Source organism: Chryseobacterium sp. C39-AII1, assembly GCF_039672645.1.
Lineage (GTDB): Bacteria > Bacteroidota > Bacteroidia > Flavobacteriales > Weeksellaceae > Chryseobacterium.
In genome coordinates this window covers 220365-241663 of sequence record NZ_JBDFPQ010000002.1, presented here as the reverse complement: position 1 = coordinate 241663, position 21299 = coordinate 220365, and the positions used below count along the sequence as shown (strand labels likewise).

The following is a 21299-nucleotide window of genomic DNA, read 5'->3' as shown; positions in this document are numbered from 1 at the left end:
CTTTGACAGCATGTTTCCTGCGAAGCTTGAGCATAGAAATTATCTTTGGGAATTAAAAAAATCCCAAGGCAGAAAATAATCGTTATGATCTGAAATAATTTCACGACTGCAAAAATACAAAATTTATGGCAATGCTTCGCCAACTTTCACAGCGCAATTATGCCAAGGCTCTCCATGAGCTGGATTTAATGCAGGTTTTGGACCAGTCGGTGCAGGCGTTGGAGCCGGAGCTGGTGTATTTTGAGCTATGGTTTGTACAGGTTGTGGCTGAGGCGCAGGGGCTGGCTTGCTATTCAAAGGTTGTCCTACAGGGATGTCGCAACGGTGTCCTGGCTGCCCGTGTGGTGGGTTCATTCCCGGTGCTGTTTTTACGGGTTCCCCGTTATTATCTACAGAAAATTTTCCGGGTTTTAAAGCGTTCGGATCTATCTGAATGGTTTGAGTTCCGTTTGCATTTTGAGTCACTTGTTGTGCAGGTGCTGGTTTGCTGTTCAAAGGTTGTCCTACAGGAATATCGCATCGGTGTCCTGGCTGTCCGTGTGGAGGATTCATTCCCGGAGCAGTAGCTGTTGTAGCGATGGGAGCGGCTTGCGGAGTGCTTTTTATTCCTGCCTGATCTAAAATTGAGGCTTTAGGAGCGCTAACAGTTGGAGACTGAACTCCTGCTTCTTCCGTTAAATAAGTGGGTCTTTCGTCTTTTTTACAAGAAACTGAGAATATAGAAATGGCAAGAATGCCCAACAATGTATTTTTCATAACTAAACGTATGAAACAAAATTAGCAAAACATTTTTAATTGCTTTGCTAATTTTACATTTTATAATGATATTTTGGAATTAATTCTTAACCAAAAGTCTGAATCCTTCTCCGTGAACGTTGATAATTTCCAATCCTTCGTCATCTTTTAACAGCTTACGAAGTTTTGCGATGTACACGTCCATACTTCTTGCCGTGAAGTAATTTTCCTTTTTCCAGATCTTTCTTAAAGCCAAATCTCTCGGCATGAAATCGTTTCTGTGAATGCAAAGAAGTTTCAACAATTCATTTTCTTTTGGTGAAAGTTTGTATTCGTTGTCGCCGACTCTTAATTGTCTCAACATAGAATCAAAGAAGATATTGCTGATTTTGAATTGCTCCTGCTCTTCATTTTCCAACGTAGAACTTCTCTGAAGAATAGCTTTGATTTTATATAAAAGAAGTTCAGTATCAAATGGTTTGGTGATATAATCATCTGCTCCCAACTGATATCCTTTTAAAATATCTTCTCTCATATTTCTTGCCGTTAAGAAAATGATCGGTGTATTTTTATCGATTTTCTTTACATCTTCGGCCAACGAAAATCCGTCTTTTTTAGGCATCATGACGTCGAAAATGCAAATGTCGAATTCGTTTTCTGTAAATTCTTTTAACCCCTGTTCACCGTCTGTGGCAAGAGTGACCTCAAAGTTATTGATCGTTAAATAATCCTTCAACACCGCCCCGAAACTTTGATCGTCTTCTACTAATAATATTCTGTTGCTCATAGTTTTAACAATTAATAATTAACAATTGCGAATGAATTGCTTCACTCAATTCTAGTATATTTTGTAATTTGGTTTATATTTTTATTTTAAACATCTTAACTCATCGGAAGCTTGATCGTAAACGTACTTCCTTTTCCTTTGTTGGAATCCACAATTATTTGTCCTTTGTGAAGATCCACGATTTTCTTCACATAAGACAATCCTAAGCCCTGTCCTTTTACATTGTGAATATTTCCGGTTTCTTCTCTGAAGAATTTTTCGAAAATCTTTGTTTTATTTTGGGTTTCCATTCCCATTCCTTTGTCTGAAATTTCAAGCACATAAAAGTTTCCTTCATTGCTCGTTTTAATACTGATTTCAGGCGCTTCCGGAGAGTATTTATTGGCGTTATCCAATAAGTTTACCAGCATATTCGAGATGTGGAATTCGTCTATTTTAAAAGTGTAGTTTGTTGCATTGAATTCCTGCGTTAACGACCCATTTCTTTGTTGAACGATCAGATTAAAAGATTCTACTGTTTTTCGGATCAATTCTCGAACGTTGGTTTCTTTTAAGAATAAATTCACCTCATTTCGTTCCAGTTTCGACATGTTGAGAACATTTTCCACTTGCTTTTTCATCCTTAAATTTTCCTGCTTTATCAATTCAGAATAATATTTAACCTTATCTGGATTGGTCGCAATTTTATCGTTTGCCAAAGAGTCGGTCGCCACAGAAATGGTTGCCAATGGCGTTTTAAACTCGTGAGACATATTGTTGATGAAATCGGTCTTTACCTCTGCCAGTTTTTTCTGCCTCATCATATAATTAATGGAAATAATATAAATTCCCAGAATCGTTAATAAAGAAAGGAAGGTTCCAAGCAACATTGGCCAGTTGTTCATTGCCAAAGAATATTCTTTTTTCGGAAAAACTAATGCTAAAGTATACAAAGTACGCTCTTTACTGTCTGTGAAAAGAGGATAGGTATAAGTGTTGTTATCTTTTTTATCCTTGTAAATTTTATCGGCAATCGTCGTGAGTTTGTTATTCTTATCTGTAACTCCATAACCGAATGAAGCAGATATTCCTCTGATTTTTAATTCTTTAGAAATGACAGAATCCAGCACCACAGGATCTACTCTTCTGGTGATGGGTAAATTGTTTCCATACACTTTGGCAAACTCTTTCATCGTGTAATCGCCGTTTTCAATATCTCTATTAAGCTCGGCGGTCATGAGTTCGCGGTTAGTAGTATCTCTTTTTACTTTGTAGGCAGCTTCATCGGTGTAAAGGGTAGTCCATTTTATAGAATCTCCTTTTTGCGAGATCGGAAGCTGGTTTTTTTCGATGATATTTTTTGCGTAGATGATCTGCCTCTGTGTTCCGGAGTCTTCTACTTGTTGAATCGTCGTTAAAGAAGGTTGTTTGCTGCTGGCAAGAACATTTTTTCTCAGTCCCTTGAAGTTTTTATCTAAATACTGATCGACTTCAATTTCCTCAATATTTTTAGACACATTTTCGAGTGCTGAATACACTTTGTTGGAGAAATCCTGTTCAAGAGCACCATAATAACGTTTCAGCCAATAAAATTGGAGCGTAACAAAAACAATCAGTGAGATCGTCATAAACACCGAAATTATTGGGATGAATTTATTATTCATTTACTTTAATTTATAAGTTTTTTAAAAAAGTGAATGTTAAAATTAATTATTTTAAGACTTGATAAACAAAAAACGAGCCAAAAAATTGTGTAATTTTTCTTAAAACTGTGTTTTTTAACATTTATTTATAAATTTTAAAATACTTGTCATTAGAAAAGTCCTGTGAAAGAATAAAGGTTTAGCTTTGTTTTAAACAAAATAGTAATATGGAATCTGATATCATTTTTAACAAAGATTTTGATTCGAACAGCGTGTATGTTATGAAAATTTATCATGCTGATGTCTCAAAAGTATGGAATTATTTCACCCAATCTGAATTATTAGATGAATGGTGGGCTCCCAAACCCTGGAAATGCGAAACTAAAAGTCAGGAATTCAAAGAAGGTGGGGTTTGGTTGTATTCAATGGTTGGTCCGGAAGGTGAAAGGCATTTTGCAAAGGTAAAATATGGTGAAATCATTGAGCACAGAAGCTTCGACGGAACAGATACTTTTTGCGATGAAAACGGAAATGCAAATCCTTATTTTCCGGAAGCTAAGTGGCTGTTTGGTTTTACTGGCGTGGAAGAAGGGACAAAAGTTACCGTCAACATTCATTTTCAGTCACACGAAGCAATGACACAATTGCTGGAAATGGGCTTTGAAGAAGGTTTTAAAATGGGACTGAATCAGCTAGAAGAGATTTTAATTTGAGAATTTGAAAATGAAATAATTTGAAAATTTTTAAAACGATATTTTATCAATTTTAATAAAAATCATAAAAAATGGAAAGTAAAAACCTTACTTTCCATTTTTAAATTATTTTATTCTCCAATCAATTCTTCATCCTGAAAATACTGAATGATCGCTTTTTTCATTAAAATTTGCTGTTCATTCGGTTTTAATTCCGGGAGTGGTTCAAGCTCTTCCCAATGTGGATATCCATCATTGTCATAATGCGAAAATTTATAATATCCAAAAGGCTCCAGCAATCTACAAACTGCGATATGAAGGAGGTTTACTTTATCGTCTTTCGTATATTTTTGCTGGCCGCTTCCCAATTCCTGAAGCCCGATTAAAAACAAATACGTTTCAATCGGTGCATCTTTTTCAGTATCAAAATTTTCGATGAAAAATTGTTGTACTTTTTGCCAGTATTCTGCTTCGTTAATCATCTTTTCTATCTTCTAATTTTAATAAAAATGCATATTCCAACGCATCTTCCTTCAGAGATTCAAATCTTCCGCTTGCTCCGCCATGTCCTGCACTCATATCGGTTTTGAAAATCAAAATATTATCATCTGTTTTCAATTCTCTCAATTTCGCTGTCCATTTTGCGGGTTCCCAATATTGAACCTGAGAATCGTGTAATCCCGTTGTAATTAAGGTATTCGGATACTCTTTCGCTTCTACATTATCGTAAGGCGAATATTCTTTCATATAATGATAATATTCTTCGTCATTCGGATTTCCCCATTCGTCGTATTCTCCGGTGGTTAAAGGAATAGTTTCATCCAACATTGTTGAAACAACGTCTACGAAAGGAACTTGTGCTACAATTCCGTTGAATAAAGCAGGTTCGTAGTTCATTACGGCTCCAACCAATAATCCTCCGGCGCTTCCGCCCATTGCGTATAAATGTTTTGAAGAAGTATAATTTTCTTTAATTAAATATTTTCCAGCATCAATAAAATCGAAGAATGTATTTTTCTTAAACAACATTTTTCCGTCTTCATACCATTCTCTTCCCAAATATTCACCACCTCTAATGTGAGCAATTGCATAAATAAATCCTCTGTCTAAAATTGACAGTCTCACATTAGAAAAGCTAGCATCAACAGTGTGACCATAGCTTCCATAACCATATAAAAGTAGAGGAGTATCTGCAGATTTTTTTGTGTCTTTATGATATACCAAAGAAATTGGAACTTTCGCTTCACCATCTCTTGAATCTGCCCAAATTCTTTCCGAAATATAATTTTCTGCAAAAAACTTTCCGCCCAAAACTTCCTGTTGTTTCAGAAGTTTTGTGGTTTTTTCTTTCATATTATATTCGTAGGTAGAACTAGGCTGTGTTAAAGAAGTATAGCCATAGCGTAAAACTTCCGTATCAAACTCAAGGTTTAACCCAATATAAGCAGTATACGTTGGATCTGAAAAAGGTAAATAGTGAGATTCCTGAGTTTTTTCGTCAATAATTTTAATCTGAAGCAAGCCTTCCTCTCTTTCTTCAAGAACCAAATAATTTTTAAAAATCTCGAAGCCTTCCAACAAAACTTCAGGGCGGTGAGGGATCACATCTACCCAATTTTCCATTCCGCAGTTATCAATTTTAGCTTTTACGATTTTAAAATTGAAGGCGTCGTCTGCATTGGTGATGATATAAAACTCATCTTCGTAATGTTCTACAGAATATTCCAGATCATCAATTCTTGGCTGAATGATCGTCCATTCGGCAAAAACATTATCTGAAGGGATAAATCTGTGCTCATCTGAAATCGTACTCGAACTTGCAAGGAAAATATATTCCAGCGATTTGGTCTTGAAAACATTTACGTCAAAAGTATCGTCTTTTTCATGGAAGATTAAAACATCTTCCGAAGAATCTGTTCCCAATTGATGTCTGTAAACCTGAAAAGCTCTTAAACTTTCATCTTTTCTAATGTAAAAAATGTGTTCGTTATCATTAGCCCAAACTGCTTTTCCTGTGGTGTTTTCGATTTTATCGGAAAGAATTTCGCCTGTTTTTAAATCCTTAAAATTGATGGTGTAAATTCTTCGACTTACATTATCTGTTGAAAATGAAGTCAGCTGATTATTGGGTGAAACGGCAACGCTTCCCACTTCGAAATATTCGTGTCCTTCTGCTAACATATTTACGTCGAGAATAATTTCCTCTTCGTTATCTAAGCTTTGGTATTTTCTGCAAAAAATAGGGTATTCTTTTCCTTCTTCATAGCGTACGATATACCAATATTCGTTAAAGAAATAGGGTAGAGATTCATCATCTTTTTTGTATCGTGCCTTCATTTCCTCGAAAAGATCTTCCTGAAGCTGCTCTGTATCTTTCATTACGAAATCTGCATACGCATTTTCTTCTTCTAGATATTTTGTTACTTCAGGGTTTTCTCTTTCGTTCAGCCAGAAATAATTGTCAGTTCTTTTATCTCCGTGTATTTCGAGTATTTTTTCTATTTTTTTTGCCTGTGGAGCTTTCATTCGAATATTTTGATTCTTTTTATATTTTTAAAATGTCTTTACATAATCTGGTCGGAATTTAAGAACATTTTAGCCAATATTAAATTTTGTTCAAATTTAATTAAAAAAAAACCATCTTTCCTTTGTTGAAAAGACGGTTATTATATGTTTTCGTATTAAATTTTACTTGTGTAAAGCTTTAATATATTTTTCAAGAGCCATAGTCATAGACGGAGTTTCCTTTGTAGGAGCCATTAAATCTACCTTCAATCCTGCTTCTTCCGCTGCTGCCGAAGTGGTTGCTCCAAATACGCCGATCTTAGTTTCTCCCTGTGTAAAATCCGGGAAATTCTGTTGTAGAGATTTAATTCCTTGTGGACTGAAGAAGATCAACATATCGTAATCTTTAATAGTAATGTCTGTTAAATCACTACAAACCGTTCTGTACATGATCGCTCTTGTCCAGTCGATATTTGCTGCGTCTAACGTTCTTACAATATCCGGACTCAACACGTCTGAAGATGGTAAAAGGTACTTCTCCGAAGGGAATTTTTTGAAAAGTGGAGCCAGATCTGCGAAGTTTTTCTCCCCAAAGCTGATCTTTCTTTTTCTGTAAACAATATGCTTCTGAAGATAATTCGCAATCGCTTCCGACTGGCAGATATACCTCATGGTATCCGGAACGGCAAAGCGCAATTCTTCTGCTAATCTAAAGTAATGGTCTATCGCATTTTTACTGGTAAAGATAATACCCGTGTACTGCGTAAGATCAATCTTCTGTGTTCTCAATTCTTTGTTGTCAACTCCTTCGACGTGGATGAAAGGACGGAAATCAATCTTTATTTTTTCCTTCTTCGCTATTTCCAGGTATGGAGACGACTCGCTAGGCGATGGTTGTGATACCAATATAGACTTTATTCTCATCATTGACTTTTATTAAAAAAATAATAATTTCCAAAGCAACATAAGAGGTGCAATTTGGAGGGTGCAAATATACAAAAATTTATAATACCATTTTTCGGGTAAGATCTTGTTCTTGTGAAATAAATAGAAAAAAATCTTAAAAATAAACACAAAAGCAGTAAAGTATAAATAATATAAAAACATTTCATTTCTGTCTATCGGGAAATAATAGTGGGTTACACATAATATTATCAACAAAAAAGACAGGATGAAATAAAATTTTGTAGAGGTAAAGTAAAAAATACTCCATTTTTTTCCGTCGCCAATACTTTGGTAAAATAAAAAGCCTAAACCGGATTTTAATAAATAAAAAAGTACGACGGCAGTTAAAGTAAATCCAAATTTATTCAATTCGTAGCCAAAAGGATGAATATCTGCTACAAATTTCGGAACTACAGGAATGTATTGCGAAATTAAAACAGACAAGGTGAGTGCTGTTACACACGAAGTGATAATCCAACTGGGAAGGTTATTGCTGGCATCAAAATATTTTTGAAGCAGAAAATCTTTCAGGTTGGCATCTCGCTCTACAATATTCATCATAAAAATGAATAAAAAGATGCATCCAAGCAATATAAAGATTACCCAATCGTTGTTCTCAGGTATTCTTACATGATTTGTGAAGTTTTGTGATAGCGGCAAAGGAATTTTTTTGCAAAATTATAGAATATTTTGTATAAAATAAAAAGGTTAAATAAACTATCTTTGCAAACTGAAATGAAAAAACTGGTCATTATCCCAACTTATAACGAAAAGGAAAATATTGAAAATATTATTTCCGCGGTTTTTGCGTTGGAAGAAAACTTTCATGTTTTGGTTGTGGATGATACTTCTCCGGATGGTACCGCAGAAGTTGTGAGAGATTTGCAAAAAAGATTCCCTCATCATTTACACCTGTCGATCAGGCATATAAAAGATGGTTTGGGAAAGGCATACATTCATGGGTTTAAATGGGCTCTTGAAAACGAATACGATTATATTTTCGAGATGGATGCCGATTTCTCACACAATCCCAACGATTTGCCGAAATTATATGAAGCTTGTCTGAATGCAGATATGGCCATTGGTTCACGTTATTCAAAAGGAGTAAATGTTGTAAATTGGCCAATGGGAAGGGTTTTACTTTCTTATTTTGCGTCAAAATATGTGAGATTTGTTTTGGGATTACCAATTCATGATACAACGGCAGGTTTCGTTTGTTTTTCAAAAAAAGTTTTGGAAGAAATAGGCTTGGATAATGTGAAATTAAAAGGATACGGTTTCCAGATTGAGATGAAATTCCGAGCTTTTAAGAAAGGTTTCAAGATTACAGAAGTTCCTATTATCTTTACCAACAGAATTTTGGGTGAAAGCAAAATGAACGGAGGTATTATTCATGAAGCCGTTTTTGGCGTTCTGAATTTAAAATGGAAATCAATAATCAATAAATTATGAAAAAACTGATCTTACTTTTTGTTTTGATGTTTGTATTTTCATGTACAGATTATATTGATAAGCCTAAAAATCTGGTTCCGGAAGATACAATGGCAGAAATATTGGCAGACTTGTCGATCAACGATCAGGCGAGTATTAATTTTCAGAATACCAATATGGAAGCCGGAACGAGATATGTTTTGAAAACATACAATGTAAAACCGGCAGATTTTACAGAAAGTTTTAAATATTATGTGCTGAAGCAGAAAATGAAAGGAATTACGGAAGAAGCACAAAAATTATTATTAAAAAAAGATCCAAAAGCGGAAAAATATATTCAGGATAAAGCCAAGAATAACGGAGTAAATCCGCCGAATTTGGAAAATTAGTTATGATGCAAAAGTTTTTTACGATAGAAAAAACCTCTGAGGGAAAGGCAAGAGCAGGAGAAATTACCACAGATCACGGTAAAATTCAAACGCCTATTTTTATGCCTGTAGGAACTGTAGCGAGTGTAAAAACAGTTCACCAAAGAGAATTAAAAGAAGACATAAAAGCCCAGATTATTTTGGGTAATACGTATCACCTTTACCTTCGTCCCGGTATGGAAACCATGCAGGATGCGGGAGGTTTGCATAAATTTATGAATTGGGATCTTCCTATTCTTACGGATTCAGGAGGTTTTCAGGTGTTTTCATTGGCAAGCAGCCGAAAAATGACCGAAGAAGGAGCGAGATTCAAATCTCATATCGACGGAAGTTATCACATGTTCTCTCCGGAAAAATCTATGGAAATCCAAAGACAGATCGGAGCTGATATTTTCATGGCTTTTGACGAATGTACGCCTTATCCTTGCGAATATAATCAGGCCAAATCTTCGATGGAACTTACGCATCGTTGGCTAAAAAGATGTATCGAATGGACGGAAAATAATCCTGAAATCTACGGTCACAAACAAAGACTTTTTCCTATTGTTCAGGGTTCAACATATTCAGATTTAAGAAAAATTTCTGCGGAAGTTATTTCTGAAGCAGGAGCTGAAGGAAATGCCATTGGCGGACTTTCCGTAGGGGAACCTGAAGAAGAAATGTACAGAATTACCGACGAAGTAACCGATATTTTGCCTAAAGAAAAACCAAGATATTTAATGGGGGTAGGAACACCGTGGAATATTTTGGAATCTATCGGGTTGGGAATCGATATGATGGATTGTGTAATGCCGACAAGAAATGCAAGAAATGCAATGCTTTTCACTTGGCAAGGCGTTATGAATATGAAAAACGAAAAGTGGAAGAAAGATTTTTCGCCACTTGACGAATTTGGTACAAGTTTCGTAGACAGAGAGTATTCGAAAGCTTATTTGAGACATTTATTTGTCTCTAAAGAATATTTGGCGAAACAAATCGCTTCTATTCATAACTTGGCTTTCTATTTAGATTTGGTGAAAGTTGCAAGAGAACATATTTTAGCAGGAGATTTCTACGAATGGAAAAATTCTGTGGTTCCTGTGCTTAGACAAAGGCTTTAAAAATATAAAGAGTTCTGGGGAGTCCCGAAGGGACGACTTACATCAGAATAGGATGCAAATCCTATTGTAATAATTAAGAAAAAAACGCAGCAATGCTAAAGATTGTAGACAAATATATCATTAAAAAGTATCTTGGAACATTTAGTTTCATGCTGATATTGCTGTCTATTGTTGTTTTGGTGATTGATGTTCAGCAAAAAATTCCGAGAATTGAAAACGCAAAAGCATTAGATCCAAAAATGGATTTAATGTACTTTTTGATTCATTTTTATCCATTCTGGATTTTGAATCTTATCGTAACATTCCTTTCGATTTTGGTTTTTATTTCGGTGATTTATTTTACCTCCAGAATGGCAAATAATACGGAGATTGTCGCGATTATCAGTTCCGGAGCAAGTTTTCACAGGTTTGCGAGACCTTACTTAATTACTTCGGTTTTTATTGCACTGATTTCTCTTACTGTCAATCATATGGTTTTGCCGTGGGCGAATATCAAAAAAAACGCACTCGAAGCATATACCTATAACTCAACCAATAAAGAGAAAATTTTAGGAACCGCGCCGGCTTCTGCTCAGTTAAGTAAAACGGAATATATTTTCGTAAACTCATGGAATAAAAAAGAGCGTAGAGGAACTGGTTTCGTTTTCCAAAAGTTTGATAAAGACAGAAGATTGCTTTATGAATTAAAAGCATCGGAGGTTTCTTGGGATCAGGCTAAAAAACAATTTATTTTAAATAATTATACGGAAAAAACGATCAATAAAGATGATTCTCAAAAGCTGGCGAATAACTATGAGTTAAGAAAAAGTTATGGTCACGCGCCGGAAGAGTTATTTCCGAATGAATTGTTGGGACAAAATAAAACGACTCCTGAACTTATAAAATTCATCGAACGCGAAAAAAATAAAGGAAACGGTAACCTGAATTCTTACCTGAACGAGCTTCATCAAAGAACTTCAATGCCTGTTTCAATTGTTATTCTTACGTTTTTAGCCCTTTCATTAGCATCTCAGAAGAAGCGTGGCGGGCTGGGGATTAACCTTGCGGTAGGTATTTCTTTGGCTTTCGTTTTTGTATTTTCTTTTGAAGCATTAAAAGTTGTTTCCGAGAATAAAAGTTTAACGCCATTAACGGCGATGTGGTTGCCCAATATGATTTTCTTCCCGATTGCGCTTGTTTTATATTTGAAGAGAGCCAATCAGTAAAGAAGTTTTATTTCTTTGTGATAAAAAGACTGTAAACCATCATTTTCCAAATCAATCCAAAGTTCTCCTTTTTCGTCAGCATGTTTTATGATGCCATTTTGTCGCTTTTTGTCTAATTCAAAGACGGAAACCTGATCTTTTCTGAATAAATGTTGATTAAAAAGTTTCATGATTTCTTCATCAGAAGGAATATTTTGTAGTTTTTCAACCAAATAATTCTGAAGCTTTTCAGTGGTTTCATTTAAGTCAAATTCGATTCCTGTTTGGGTTAAAAGCGAACCAGCGTTAGAAACTTCCTCAAATTTTTCCTGAAGAATATTAAAGCCTGCTCCAATGATGAAATAATTATTTTGATTTATTTTTTTCTTTTCTATTAAAATTCCGACGATTTTTTTATTTTTAAGGATAATATCATTTGGCCACTTTATTTTCACGTCATTATCAGTCAAATTGGCAAGGAAATCCCTTATCACAATTGCGGTATAATAATTGAACATAAAATCAGAGCACGTAAAATTCTCGATTTTTGCCGCTAACGTATACGCTAAATTTTTTTCAGCATTGAAAGACCAGGTATTTCCATATTGTCCGCGACCTTTTGTTTGGTTGAAAGTATGTAAACCGATAAAATCTGAATTTTCATAAAGTAAAAACTTAGATATTTCGTCATTAGTAGAAGAACACTCTTTTAAATAGAATAAATGGGGCATTTAAGAAAACTTTAAGACTTTTAAAGGGTTAAAAATAAGGCTAAAGTAAAGAAAAAACAATAAATTTGCAGATTATAGATATTTTAATGAACAAAACAGCAGAAAAGCAAGCGCTAATAGATAAAATTGTTGAGGCAATCCAAGATGTAAAAGGGGAAGATATTATGATTTTTGATCTTTCAAAAATTGAAAATTCTGTAGCGGAAACATTCGTAATTTGTAGCGGAAACTCAAACACTCAGGTGTCTGCATTAGCAGGTAACGTTGAGAAAAAAGTAAGAAACGATCTTAAAGACAGACCTTGGCACGTAGAAGGAACTGAGAATTCTATGTGGGTTCTGGTAGATTACGTTTCTGTGGTGGTGCATATTTTCCAAAAAGAAACTCGTGAATATTATGATATTGAAGAACTTTGGGGAGATGCAGAAATCACAAGAATAGAAAATGTATAATTATAAAAAGTATCAATGAACAATAAAGGATTTAACTGGTTTTTTCCGATTGCGATCATAGCTCTTTTGCTATTTTTTATCCCGAATTTTTTCGGCGATAGCAGTGCAAAATCTATAGACGAGGACGAGTTTTTCAAAGTCATGCAAGCCGGGAAAGTTCAGAACATTTTAATATATAAAGACACTGAAAAGGCTGATGTTTTTTTAACTCAAGCTGCTAAAACGGAAATGGTGAACAAAAAAGCCAAAGAAAATGATCCGTTTTCAGCATTTGCCGTAACTCCAAAAGCAGATTACACTGTAAAATACGGAGATCTTCAGCTTTTCCTTCAAAAATTTGATCAGGTAAAGGCAACGAATCCTGTTATTAAAACAACCAAAGATTATGGTGCGGGGAAAAGCCCTTTCATGGATATTTTGGTTTCAGCATTCATCTGGATCGCAATTTTAGGAATTTTCTATTTCCTTCTTTTCAGAAAGATGGGCGGTGGAGGAGGTCCTGGCGGACAAATTTTCTCAATCGGAAAATCTAAGGCTAAACTTTTCGACGAAAAAGAAAGAATTCAGGTAACATTTAAGGATGTTGCAGGTTTGGAAGGTGCTAAAGAAGAGGTTCAGGAAGTGGTAGATTTCTTGAAAAACTCAGAAAAATATACAAAACTGGGAGGTAAAATTCCTAAAGGTGTACTTTTGGTAGGGCCTCCGGGAACAGGTAAAACGTTATTGGCGAAGGCGGTAGCGGGTGAAGCTAAAGTTCCATTCTTCTCACTTTCAGGTTCAGATTTCGTAGAAATGTTTGTTGGGGTAGGTGCTTCAAGAGTTAGAGATCTTTTTGCTCAGGCTAAAGCTAAATCTCCTGCAATTATCTTTATTGATGAGATTGATGCAATTGGACGTGCAAGAGGTAAAAACAATTTCTCTGGCGGAAACGACGAAAGAGAAAATACATTGAACCAGCTTCTTACAGAAATGGATGGTTTCGGAACAGATACCAACGTAATTGTAATGGCAGCAACCAACAGAGCAGATATCTTAGATAAAGCTTTGATGAGAGCAGGACGTTTTGACCGTTCAATTTATGTAGACCTTCCGGAATTACATGAAAGAAGACAGATTCTTGATGTTCACTTAAAGAAAATCAAGCTTGATGACAGCGTTGACAGAGATTTCCTTGCAAAACAAACTCCTGGTTTCAGTGGTGCAGATATTGCTAATCTATGTAACGAAGCGGCACTTATTGCAGCTAGGAACAGTCATGAATTTGTAGTGAAACAAGATTTCCTTGATGCTGTAGACAGAATCATCGGTGGTCTTGAGAAGAAAAATAAAGCAATTAAACCTTCTGAAAAGAAAAGAATTGCATACCACGAGGCAGGACACGCAACAGTTTCTTGGCTTACAGAGCATGCTTCTCCGCTATTGAAGGTAACTATCGTACCAAGAGGTCGTTCTCTAGGAGCTGCATGGTACTTACCTGAGGAAAGACAAATCACTACAACAGAACAGTTATTAGACGAAATGTGTTCTCTTTTAGGAGGTAGAGCGGCAGAGCAGGTAGCATTAGGTAACTATTCTACAGGAGCACAGAATGACCTTGAAAGAGCTTTCAAACAGGCAAATTCAATGGTTACGATCTACGGATTGAGCGAAAAAGTAGGACACGTTTCTTACTATGATAGCTCAGGTCAGGCAGATTATTCTTTCTCAAAACCATATTCTGAAAAAACGGCTGAGCTTATTGATGCTGAGATTAAACAATTTGTAAGCGATCAGTATGACAGAGCTATTCAGATTTTAACTGAGAATAAAGATAAGCTTGATGCGTTGGCGAATAAGCTTTTAGAAAAAGAAGTTATTTTCCGTGAAGATTTGGAAGAAATATTTGGAAAAAGAGCTTGGGATCCTGAATTAACAGAGAAACCAGTTACCAATACTATTCCTGAGGCAAAGGAACCAACAGAAGAAATTATTATAAAAGATAAAGTAGAGGATAGCGAAATTCAGGCGCCTGAAAGCCCAACTCAACTGTAATTTTTATAAAGAAATTAAACCATATAAAACCTGACAATAGCTAAATTGTCAGGTTTTTTCATATTTAAAGGGAGATTTTTGGACTGTATTGTAATTAATTCTTTATTTTTGTATAAAGTTGACTAAAAATAAATTAAGTTGAATTTATTCAAGAGGATTGTAAGCAAACTGACAAACCAGCCTGAGGAAGAGGATAAACAGAGCCTGGAAAAGCTAGGGGACTCGCTGAAAAATGCGGATCTCGACTATAAGTTTGCGCAATTATTTACGCATTCGGGAGGATTTTTTAATTATTGTGCGGATGAAGCGGAAGCTCTACAGACTTTAAACCAAATCATCAAAATTGAAGGAATGAGAAATCTCTTCTGTTGGGATAAGGATCTTCAGAACTTTTTGAATGTTGTGAAGACTTCTTACACTTCAGAATTGCAGTCGTCAAACGATGCGGCGTTCATCTCGTGTGAATACCTTATCGCTTATGATGGCAGAATCATGCTTTCGCATAATAATATTCTCCATTATCATTCTTCAAGACTGCCAGAAAAAATTATCATTATCGCCAATGTTTCGCAAATCGTGAGTAATCTTAACGATGCTATGAGCAAAATAAAGCGAAACGGGAATATTAAGAACCTTACTTCCATCAGCGGAAGCCAGTCGAAGATGGATACCGTATCCACAGGTAATACAAAACTATTTTTATTGTTGCTTGAAGATTAAGCATCAACTTTCTAAATTTTAAATTTTGGACAAAAATCTTATTCAAAGAACCCTTTCCGGACTTATCTACGTTGCAGTTATCATTCTTTGTACGACTCCTTTGGGAGCACAACTCATCAACAGTATTTCTCCGGATCTTGTTAAACAACAATATTTGTTTTATGGTTTAATAACACTTTTAATGGCTGTCGGTTCTTGGGAGTGTGTAAAGATTATGAAATTCGGAAACGGCTACGAAAAATGGGTTGTTTTCCCGTTGATCGGCTTTATATTTTATATCTTTTCAAAAAGATATTTCCATCACGATTTTTTCTTTGATTTTAGACTGAGTGAAATTCTGGCTTTGCTTTTAATTTTAATCGCAGCCGTTACTTTATTTAAATATCCAAACGAATTATACTTCGATAGCGGAAAATTAATATTCACCGTTATTTATGTGGCACTTCCTTTCAGTTTTGCATTGGGATTACCAAAGTATTCTACGTATGAAGATACTTTCACCTTAGAAGTGCTGTTCCTCTTTATATTAATCTGGAGCAGCGATACCTTTGCTTATTTGGTTGGAAAATTTTTTGGAAAACATAAAATGGCTCCGAAAATTTCACCTAAAAAAACCTGGGAAGGATATATCGGTGGAGTGGTGTTAACTTTAATATTATCTTATTTCATTGAAAAATATCAGCAGGATCTTCGTGGAAACTGGATGGTTGTTGGTTTCTTGGTAGCAGCTTTTGCACCATTAGGAGATTTGGTGGAAAGCCAACTGAAAAGAAATTTCGCCGTAAAAGACAGCGGAAACATCATTCCTGGGCATGGCGGAGTATTAGATAGGCTGGATAGTTTTTTAATCTGCGCTCCTGTTGTATATTTGTACTTTATTTTAGAAAAATTTATTTAATGAAACTGCATAAAGAATCGAAAGGTACGATTACCGTAGCCACCATCCTTTTTGTAATATTGGGTGCTTTAGCTATTTATTTCCTTAAAATGTGGTCGTTGCTGATCATCATGCCATTGTTGGTGGTTTACAGTTTGGTATTTTGGTTCTTCCGAGTTCCGAATCGTGATATTCTGGAGCACAGAGAAAACGTGATTGCACCTGTAGACGGAAAAGTGGTCATGATAAAAGAGGTAGATGAAGATGAATTCATCAAAGGAAAAGCCATTCAGGTTTCTATCTTTATGTCGCCATTAAACGTGCATATTTGTAGATATCCCGTTTCCGGAGAGGTGATTTACAAAAGATATCACCCCGGAAAATATCTTGTGGCGTGGCACGAAAAATCGTCTACTGAAAACGAAAGAACAACGGTTGCTGTTCAGAGTTTAACCAATCATAAAGTGGTTTTCAGACAGATTGCAGGATACGTGGCGAGAAGAATTGTTTTCTATTGTAATGAAGGTGATAAAGCAAAAGCGGGACACGAGTTCGGTTTTATTAAATTTGGTTCGAGAATGGACGTATTTTTGCCTTTAGACACAGAAATTATCTGTAAGATCGGAGACATTACCAAAGGTGGTCTGGATGTGATCGCGAAATTAAAAGAGAATTAAAAATATTTTAAATATTTCAGGAAAAGAGTAAACTAAGTTTGCTCTTTTTTATGCAGTTATAATTGATACAAAAGGTTAATTAATGATTTTGTTGAATAAAGCCTTTGTTTAAAGTATATTTTAATTTAATTAAAAAGAAAGTCAATTAAGATAAGAATGGTTGTAACAAAATTAAGTTCTCCGATCATTTAAAACAACCACGTTTGTAATAAAATACTTTCTCCAAATGTTAAAAACAAGGTTGTTTGTCATCTCCGGAGTTCGTATTTTGTTTCAAACAAGTTGCGGGAGATCTTCGGAGTACTTCTGTGAAGCAAAACAAGATTGTTTGTAATCACCCAACAAATGATGAAGTTGATTATTTAATAAACGTTTTAACCTCTTTTATAAGGTCTAAAACCAATTCTATTGGCAAATCCTCTTCCATATCAATTAAAAGGATTTTAAACTTCTTTCTGCCTTCCTGAAGCAGTAAAGGATGATCCAGCCGATCGCCGTGATAAAAACTAATATAATGCTGTTTGTGCTTTTTGCTGTAATAGAGATAGCAAAGCATTTTCTTTTTATACTTAAAAAACGGGAGACCGAAGCTCAAAGTTTCGGTAATATGTTCCGTATCAGATTCCAGGATCTTTTTGCGTAAAAAAAGAAGAGTACTTCTATCAGGCTCTTCGATTCTGTAGAAATACTCTTGTATGGGGTTCATTTTGTTTGTTTTATTTGGATTGAAAATAAGCATGATGCTAGTAAACTCCCAGCTTCCCTCTCCTAACTTCCGACCGTTTTAATCAAAATTTTGAAGCTCAACCAATTTCTGATACGTTCCTTTTTTGGCGATTAGTTCGTGATGAGTTCCCTGTTCTACGATATCTCCTTTTTCCATTACTACAATCCAATCGGCTTTTTGAATGGTTGAAAGACGGTGAGCAATCACTAGGGAAGTTCTGTTTTCCATCATTTTTTCCAACGCATCCTGAACAAATCTTTCAGATTCGGTGTCTAAAGCAGAGGTTGCTTCATCCAAAATCATGATTGGTGGGTTTTTCAATACCGCTCTTGCGATAGAAACCCTCTGTTTTTGACCTCCGGAAAGTTTTCCTCCATCATCCCCGATATTCGAATCATAACCTTGAGGAAGCGCCGTTATGAATGCATCGGCATTAGCAATTTTTGCTGCGGCAATTACTTCTTCTCTCGTAGCATTCGGTTTACCCATCAAAATATTATTGTAAACCGTATCATTGAATAATACCGATTCTTGAGTAACCATTCCTAATAACTGGCGATATTCCTGTAGTTTTAAATTTTTGATGTTGGTTTTATCGATAAGAATTTCTCCTTCGGAAACATCATAAAATCTTGCTAAAAGGTTAGCAATGGTTGTTTTACCACTACCACTTTGCCCTACAAGAGCCACTGTTTTACCTTTCGGAATGCTTAAGCTAAAGTTTTTAAGAATTGTGTGGTCTTTATCATAGTAAAAACCAATATTATTAAATTCAATGGAGTGATCTAATGTTGAAATAGAAACCGGATTGGCAACTTCATCAATTTTCACATCAGCATCCAAAATATCCAATACTCTTTCCAGCGAAGCTTCTCCTTTTTGAACATTGGAAATTGATTGGGATAAACTTTTTACTGGTGGTAAAATTTGGAAGAAAATTCCTAAGAAAACAAGGAAATCGGCTGGCGAAATGCTCTGTTCTACAATGATTTGTTTTCCTCCGTACCAAGCGATAATTAAGAAGGTAACCGAACCCAAAAATTCGCTCATGGGAGAGGCTAATTCCTTTTTTCTGCCTAATCTGATGGAACTGTCGATCCATTTTTGCATCGACTTCATAAAACGGTTGTCCATTATTTTTTCGGCACTGAAAATCTTAATAACTTTTGTCGATTTTAAAGTTTCATCCACAATAGAAAAAATATTTCCCATCTCGTTTTGCGCTTCGTGAGAATCTTTTTTCAGACTTTTTCCAATCAAAGCGATCATGGTTCCCATTACAGGTAAAACTAAAAGTGAGAAAAGTGTCATTTCCGTACTCAAGAAAAATAAAGTCACCAAAGTACTGATCAACATAAAAGGAGCATTGATTAATTCAACCAAACTTCCTAAAATATTTCCTTCCACTTCACCTACATCATTTGACATACGAGACATTAGATCTCCTTTTCGGCTTTCTGTAAAAAATGAAACGGGTAGAGAAAGAATTTTTCTGTACATCGCTCCACGAAGGTCTTTGGTAACACCTACACGATAATTGATGAGTAAAAAAGATCCCAAATATCTGAAAAGGTTTCTTAATAAGAACATAAAAGCAGTGATGATACAAAGCCAAGCCAAAACATTCAATGCACCATATTGCGTAACCATGCTTTGAACATAATAGTTGGCATACTCTTTTGCATAAGAAAAGAAATCCAGAATCTCTCCTGAATAAACCGGAGCCGTTTTGTATTTTTTAGCTTCAATGGTTCCGAAAAGCATTCCCAAAACCGGAAGAATAGTTCCCAAAGACGCAATTTGAAATACAGAATACATGATGTTGAAGAATAAACTTCCGTAAATGTATTTTTGATGGGGTCTCGCGAACTTTAATATTTTTATATATTGATTCATTCAATGAAAAAATTGGATAGCAAAATTACGTAATTTAAATGATAAGACGTTTTGTGTAACGTTTTACTTTATATAATAGGTGAATATTCTTTTGCTTTTGTTACAGTTTTAGATCAAAATAGGAGGGGAATTGTATTATTTATCTTATGAATAAAATAAAAGACCTTCGCAGGTGAAGGTCTTTGGTTGTCATTAAAATTTTATTAAAACTTTATTAAAACTTTACTGTATCATTATATTTCGGGGCAAAGTTCTTTGTATTAAGCTTTTCAAAAGTCTTTGCGAAATTATTAATAAGGGTTGTAAGATTATCAAAATCCACCACATTTACATCATCATTGAGTTGGTGATAATGGGTTATTTTGCTCATATCTGCCGTAGAAATAGAATGGGCAATGATCTTCTTTTTCACGAAACTTACATTATCTGATCTGTAAAATAATTGTTCTTTAGCATACGGATCTGGATATATTTTTAATCCGTTTACCGCATTTTTATTGAAGAGCTCTGCAAGATCTGAAAATTCATCTCCCGTCATGAAAACTGCATTTTTACCAAACTCAGATTCTGTGGCTACCATTTCAAAATTGAAAAGAGCAGTCATGTTATTATAAATTTTATCTAAATTTTTATCTGTAGAAATGGCTTTTGAACCCAGCATGCCTTTCTCTTCACCATTAAATGCCATAAAAACCATTGAGAAATCAGGCTTTTTATTTTTGAAATAATCTGCAATGCCTACAAAAGTTGTAATTCCGCTGGCATCGTCATCTGCGCCGTTGTAAATAGTGTCGGTTCCTTCTTTTTTGCTAACACCAATATGATCGAAATGCCCTGAAAAGCCTAGATATTTATCCGTTTTTCCTTTTTTAACTCCACAAACGTTGTACGCCGTTTTTCCTTTATAATCGAACGGAACTAAATAAGAATTTCCGGTACAATATTCTAAATTATTTTCCTTAAAAAGTTTAGCAATATAATTGGCGGCATTTTCGTTTTCCTGAGTTCCTATTTCGCGGCCTTTCATTTCATCTGAAGCCAGTGTTGAAAGTACGGTTTGAACTCTTTCTTTTGAAACTTCCTGAGAAAAAGTAAATATCGAGAAAAGTGAAAAGGTGAGGTAAGTAAGTTTTTTCATTTTAGATCAAATTTAATAAATAATATGTCGCAGTTAAAACAGAAATGTTGCACTTTAATTTTTACTTTTTGCATCTTTCTGAGATTTTAACGTCAGAGCTTTGTCAAAGTTTTAAACTTTGACAAAGCTCTTTAAGCTAAAAAATAAAAAAACAGCTCCTAAAAAGAAGCTGTTCTCACTCAAAAAATCGTTGTAAGGTTATCGAAGTCTGTCTACAGATTTTACGAGCCTCTCATCTTTCTTGATGTAGATGTTTGCGATAAACAAACAAATAATCGCGATCAATGGGAAAATTGGCTCAATACCCTTCTCAGGAATTTGCACTCCTCCGGATAATTTTAGTAACCAGTAAATCAATACACCAATCAACAAAGCGTTTATAATGATGCTGATATTATTCAGCAAAATTTGTCTTTTTCTGTTTTTAAAGCTGAAAACACTCAGCAATCCAACCAAAACAAGTACCACACAACCAATATTTAGCACAGGAATGCTATCGGAAATGATAACATCTTGCCCTGTCACGAACAGGAACACCGCAGCCAAAACTGCTAAAAAAGTCCATATAGTCTGTATTCTTTGTAGCATTGAATATTAAATACTTGGCAAAAGTAATATAAA

The 21299-nt window shown here is 35.0% G+C and carries 22 protein-coding genes; 10 read left to right on the top strand and 12 right to left on the bottom strand.

Annotated features, from left to right (window positions below):
• Positions 1–123: 123 nt before the first annotated feature.
• The 3 genes from ABEG63_RS03925 to ABEG63_RS03915 form a co-directional block, all read right to left on the bottom strand.
• Positions 124–756, bottom strand: a complete 633-nt coding sequence (locus tag ABEG63_RS03925; protein WP_346583128.1) for a hypothetical protein — start codon at positions 754–756, stop codon at positions 124–126.
• Between the two features lie 79 nt (positions 757–835).
• Positions 836–1522: a response regulator transcription factor gene (locus ABEG63_RS03920; RefSeq protein WP_027380477.1), complete on the bottom strand. Its 687-nt coding sequence runs from the start codon at positions 1520–1522 to the stop codon at positions 836–838.
• A 95-nt stretch (positions 1523–1617) separates the two neighbouring features.
• The gene (locus ABEG63_RS03915; RefSeq protein WP_267406739.1) at positions 1618–3165 is read right to left on the bottom strand and encodes a HAMP domain-containing sensor histidine kinase; all 1548 of its coding nucleotides are present in this window, start codon (positions 3163–3165) and stop codon (positions 1618–1620) included.
• Positions 3166–3371: 206 nt separating this feature from the next.
• Between ABEG63_RS03915 and ABEG63_RS03910 the strand changes: the two genes are divergently transcribed.
• On the top strand, positions 3372–3857 hold the full coding sequence (locus tag ABEG63_RS03910; protein ID WP_346583125.1) for an SRPBCC domain-containing protein: 486 nt from the start codon (positions 3372–3374) through the stop codon (positions 3855–3857).
• Between the two features lie 110 nt (positions 3858–3967).
• Here the strand turns inward: ABEG63_RS03910 and ABEG63_RS03905 are convergent, their stop codons facing one another.
• From ABEG63_RS03905 to ABEG63_RS03890, 4 genes are all read right to left on the bottom strand, one after another.
• Positions 3968–4318, bottom strand: coding sequence for a hypothetical protein (locus tag ABEG63_RS03905; RefSeq protein WP_267405726.1), 351 nt, complete (start codon positions 4316–4318; stop codon positions 3968–3970).
• Positions 4311–6362, bottom strand: coding sequence for a S9 family peptidase (locus tag ABEG63_RS03900; RefSeq protein WP_346583123.1), 2052 nt, complete (start codon positions 6360–6362; stop codon positions 4311–4313). The genes ABEG63_RS03905 and ABEG63_RS03900 overlap by 8 nt, the downstream gene beginning before the upstream one ends.
• A gap of 162 nt (positions 6363–6524) precedes the next feature.
• Positions 6525–7265, bottom strand: a complete 741-nt coding sequence (locus ABEG63_RS03895; protein WP_312389589.1) for a uroporphyrinogen-III synthase — start codon at positions 7263–7265, stop codon at positions 6525–6527.
• 12 nt (positions 7266–7277) lie between these two features.
• Positions 7278–7847: a DUF4271 domain-containing protein gene (locus ABEG63_RS03890; protein ID WP_312389553.1), complete on the bottom strand. Its 570-nt coding sequence runs from the start codon at positions 7845–7847 to the stop codon at positions 7278–7280.
• Positions 7848–8021: 174 nt separating this feature from the next.
• On the opposite strand from ABEG63_RS03890, the gene ABEG63_RS03885 reads away from it, so the two are divergent.
• The 4 genes from ABEG63_RS03885 to ABEG63_RS03870 all read left to right on the top strand — a co-directional run bounded on the left by ABEG63_RS03885 (position 8022) and on the right by ABEG63_RS03870 (position 11450).
• Complete coding sequence (locus ABEG63_RS03885; protein WP_346583122.1) at positions 8022–8738, top strand: polyprenol monophosphomannose synthase; 717 nt, start codon at positions 8022–8024, stop codon at positions 8736–8738.
• The gene (locus ABEG63_RS03880) at positions 8735–9106 is read left to right on the top strand and encodes a DUF4296 domain-containing protein (protein WP_312389549.1); all 372 of its coding nucleotides are present in this window, start codon (positions 8735–8737) and stop codon (positions 9104–9106) included. Before ABEG63_RS03885 ends, ABEG63_RS03880 begins: the two co-directional genes overlap by 4 nt.
• 5 nt (positions 9107–9111) lie before the next feature.
• Positions 9112–10245 (top strand): tRNA guanosine(34) transglycosylase Tgt, encoded by a 1134-nt coding sequence (gene tgt / locus ABEG63_RS03875; RefSeq protein WP_267405716.1) that lies wholly within the window; start codon positions 9112–9114, stop codon positions 10243–10245.
• Between the two features lie 92 nt (positions 10246–10337).
• Positions 10338–11450: an LptF/LptG family permease gene (locus ABEG63_RS03870; protein WP_267405714.1), complete on the top strand. Its 1113-nt coding sequence runs from the start codon at positions 10338–10340 to the stop codon at positions 11448–11450.
• Here ABEG63_RS03870 and ABEG63_RS03865 read toward each other — a convergent pair.
• Positions 11444–12160: a biotin--[acetyl-CoA-carboxylase] ligase gene (locus ABEG63_RS03865; protein ID WP_267405711.1), complete on the bottom strand. Its 717-nt coding sequence runs from the start codon at positions 12158–12160 to the stop codon at positions 11444–11446. The genes ABEG63_RS03870 and ABEG63_RS03865 overlap by 7 nt on opposite strands.
• A gap of 86 nt (positions 12161–12246) precedes the next feature.
• On the opposite strand from ABEG63_RS03865, the gene rsfS reads away from it, so the two are divergent.
• The 5 genes from rsfS to ABEG63_RS03840 all read left to right on the top strand — a co-directional run bounded on the left by rsfS (position 12247) and on the right by ABEG63_RS03840 (position 16917).
• Positions 12247–12612: a ribosome silencing factor gene (rsfS, locus tag ABEG63_RS03860; protein ID WP_267405710.1), complete on the top strand. Its 366-nt coding sequence runs from the start codon at positions 12247–12249 to the stop codon at positions 12610–12612.
• Positions 12613–12627: 15 nt separating this feature from the next.
• Positions 12628–14643 (top strand): ATP-dependent zinc metalloprotease FtsH, encoded by a 2016-nt coding sequence (gene ftsH / locus ABEG63_RS03855; RefSeq protein WP_346583121.1) that lies wholly within the window; start codon positions 12628–12630, stop codon positions 14641–14643.
• 138 nt (positions 14644–14781) lie between these two features.
• Positions 14782–15363: an LUD domain-containing protein gene (locus tag ABEG63_RS03850; RefSeq protein WP_267405705.1), complete on the top strand. Its 582-nt coding sequence runs from the start codon at positions 14782–14784 to the stop codon at positions 15361–15363.
• A gap of 25 nt (positions 15364–15388) precedes the next feature.
• The gene (locus ABEG63_RS03845) at positions 15389–16261 is read left to right on the top strand and encodes a phosphatidate cytidylyltransferase (RefSeq protein WP_346583120.1); all 873 of its coding nucleotides are present in this window, start codon (positions 15389–15391) and stop codon (positions 16259–16261) included.
• A complete protein-coding gene (locus tag ABEG63_RS03840) occupies positions 16261–16917 on the top strand; it encodes a phosphatidylserine decarboxylase family protein (RefSeq protein ID WP_346583119.1) in 657 nt (218 codons plus the stop codon). Before ABEG63_RS03845 ends, ABEG63_RS03840 begins: the two co-directional genes overlap by 1 nt.
• Before the next feature lie 358 nt (positions 16918–17275).
• Here the strand turns inward: ABEG63_RS03840 and ABEG63_RS03835 are convergent, their stop codons facing one another.
• The 4 genes from ABEG63_RS03835 to ABEG63_RS03820 form a co-directional block, all read right to left on the bottom strand.
• On the bottom strand, positions 17276–17623 hold the full coding sequence (locus ABEG63_RS03835) for a DUF1801 domain-containing protein (RefSeq protein WP_346583118.1): 348 nt from the start codon (positions 17621–17623) through the stop codon (positions 17276–17278).
• A gap of 78 nt (positions 17624–17701) precedes the next feature.
• Positions 17702–19540, bottom strand: a complete 1839-nt coding sequence (locus tag ABEG63_RS03830) for an ABC transporter ATP-binding protein (protein WP_312389534.1) — start codon at positions 19538–19540, stop codon at positions 17702–17704.
• A 214-nt stretch (positions 19541–19754) separates the two neighbouring features.
• Positions 19755–20678, bottom strand: coding sequence for a M28 family peptidase (locus tag ABEG63_RS03825; RefSeq protein WP_267405699.1), 924 nt, complete (start codon positions 20676–20678; stop codon positions 19755–19757).
• A 198-nt stretch (positions 20679–20876) separates the two neighbouring features.
• Positions 20877–21266: a DUF4293 family protein gene (locus tag ABEG63_RS03820; protein WP_346583115.1), complete on the bottom strand. Its 390-nt coding sequence runs from the start codon at positions 21264–21266 to the stop codon at positions 20877–20879.
• Positions 21267–21299: the final 33 nt, after the last annotated feature.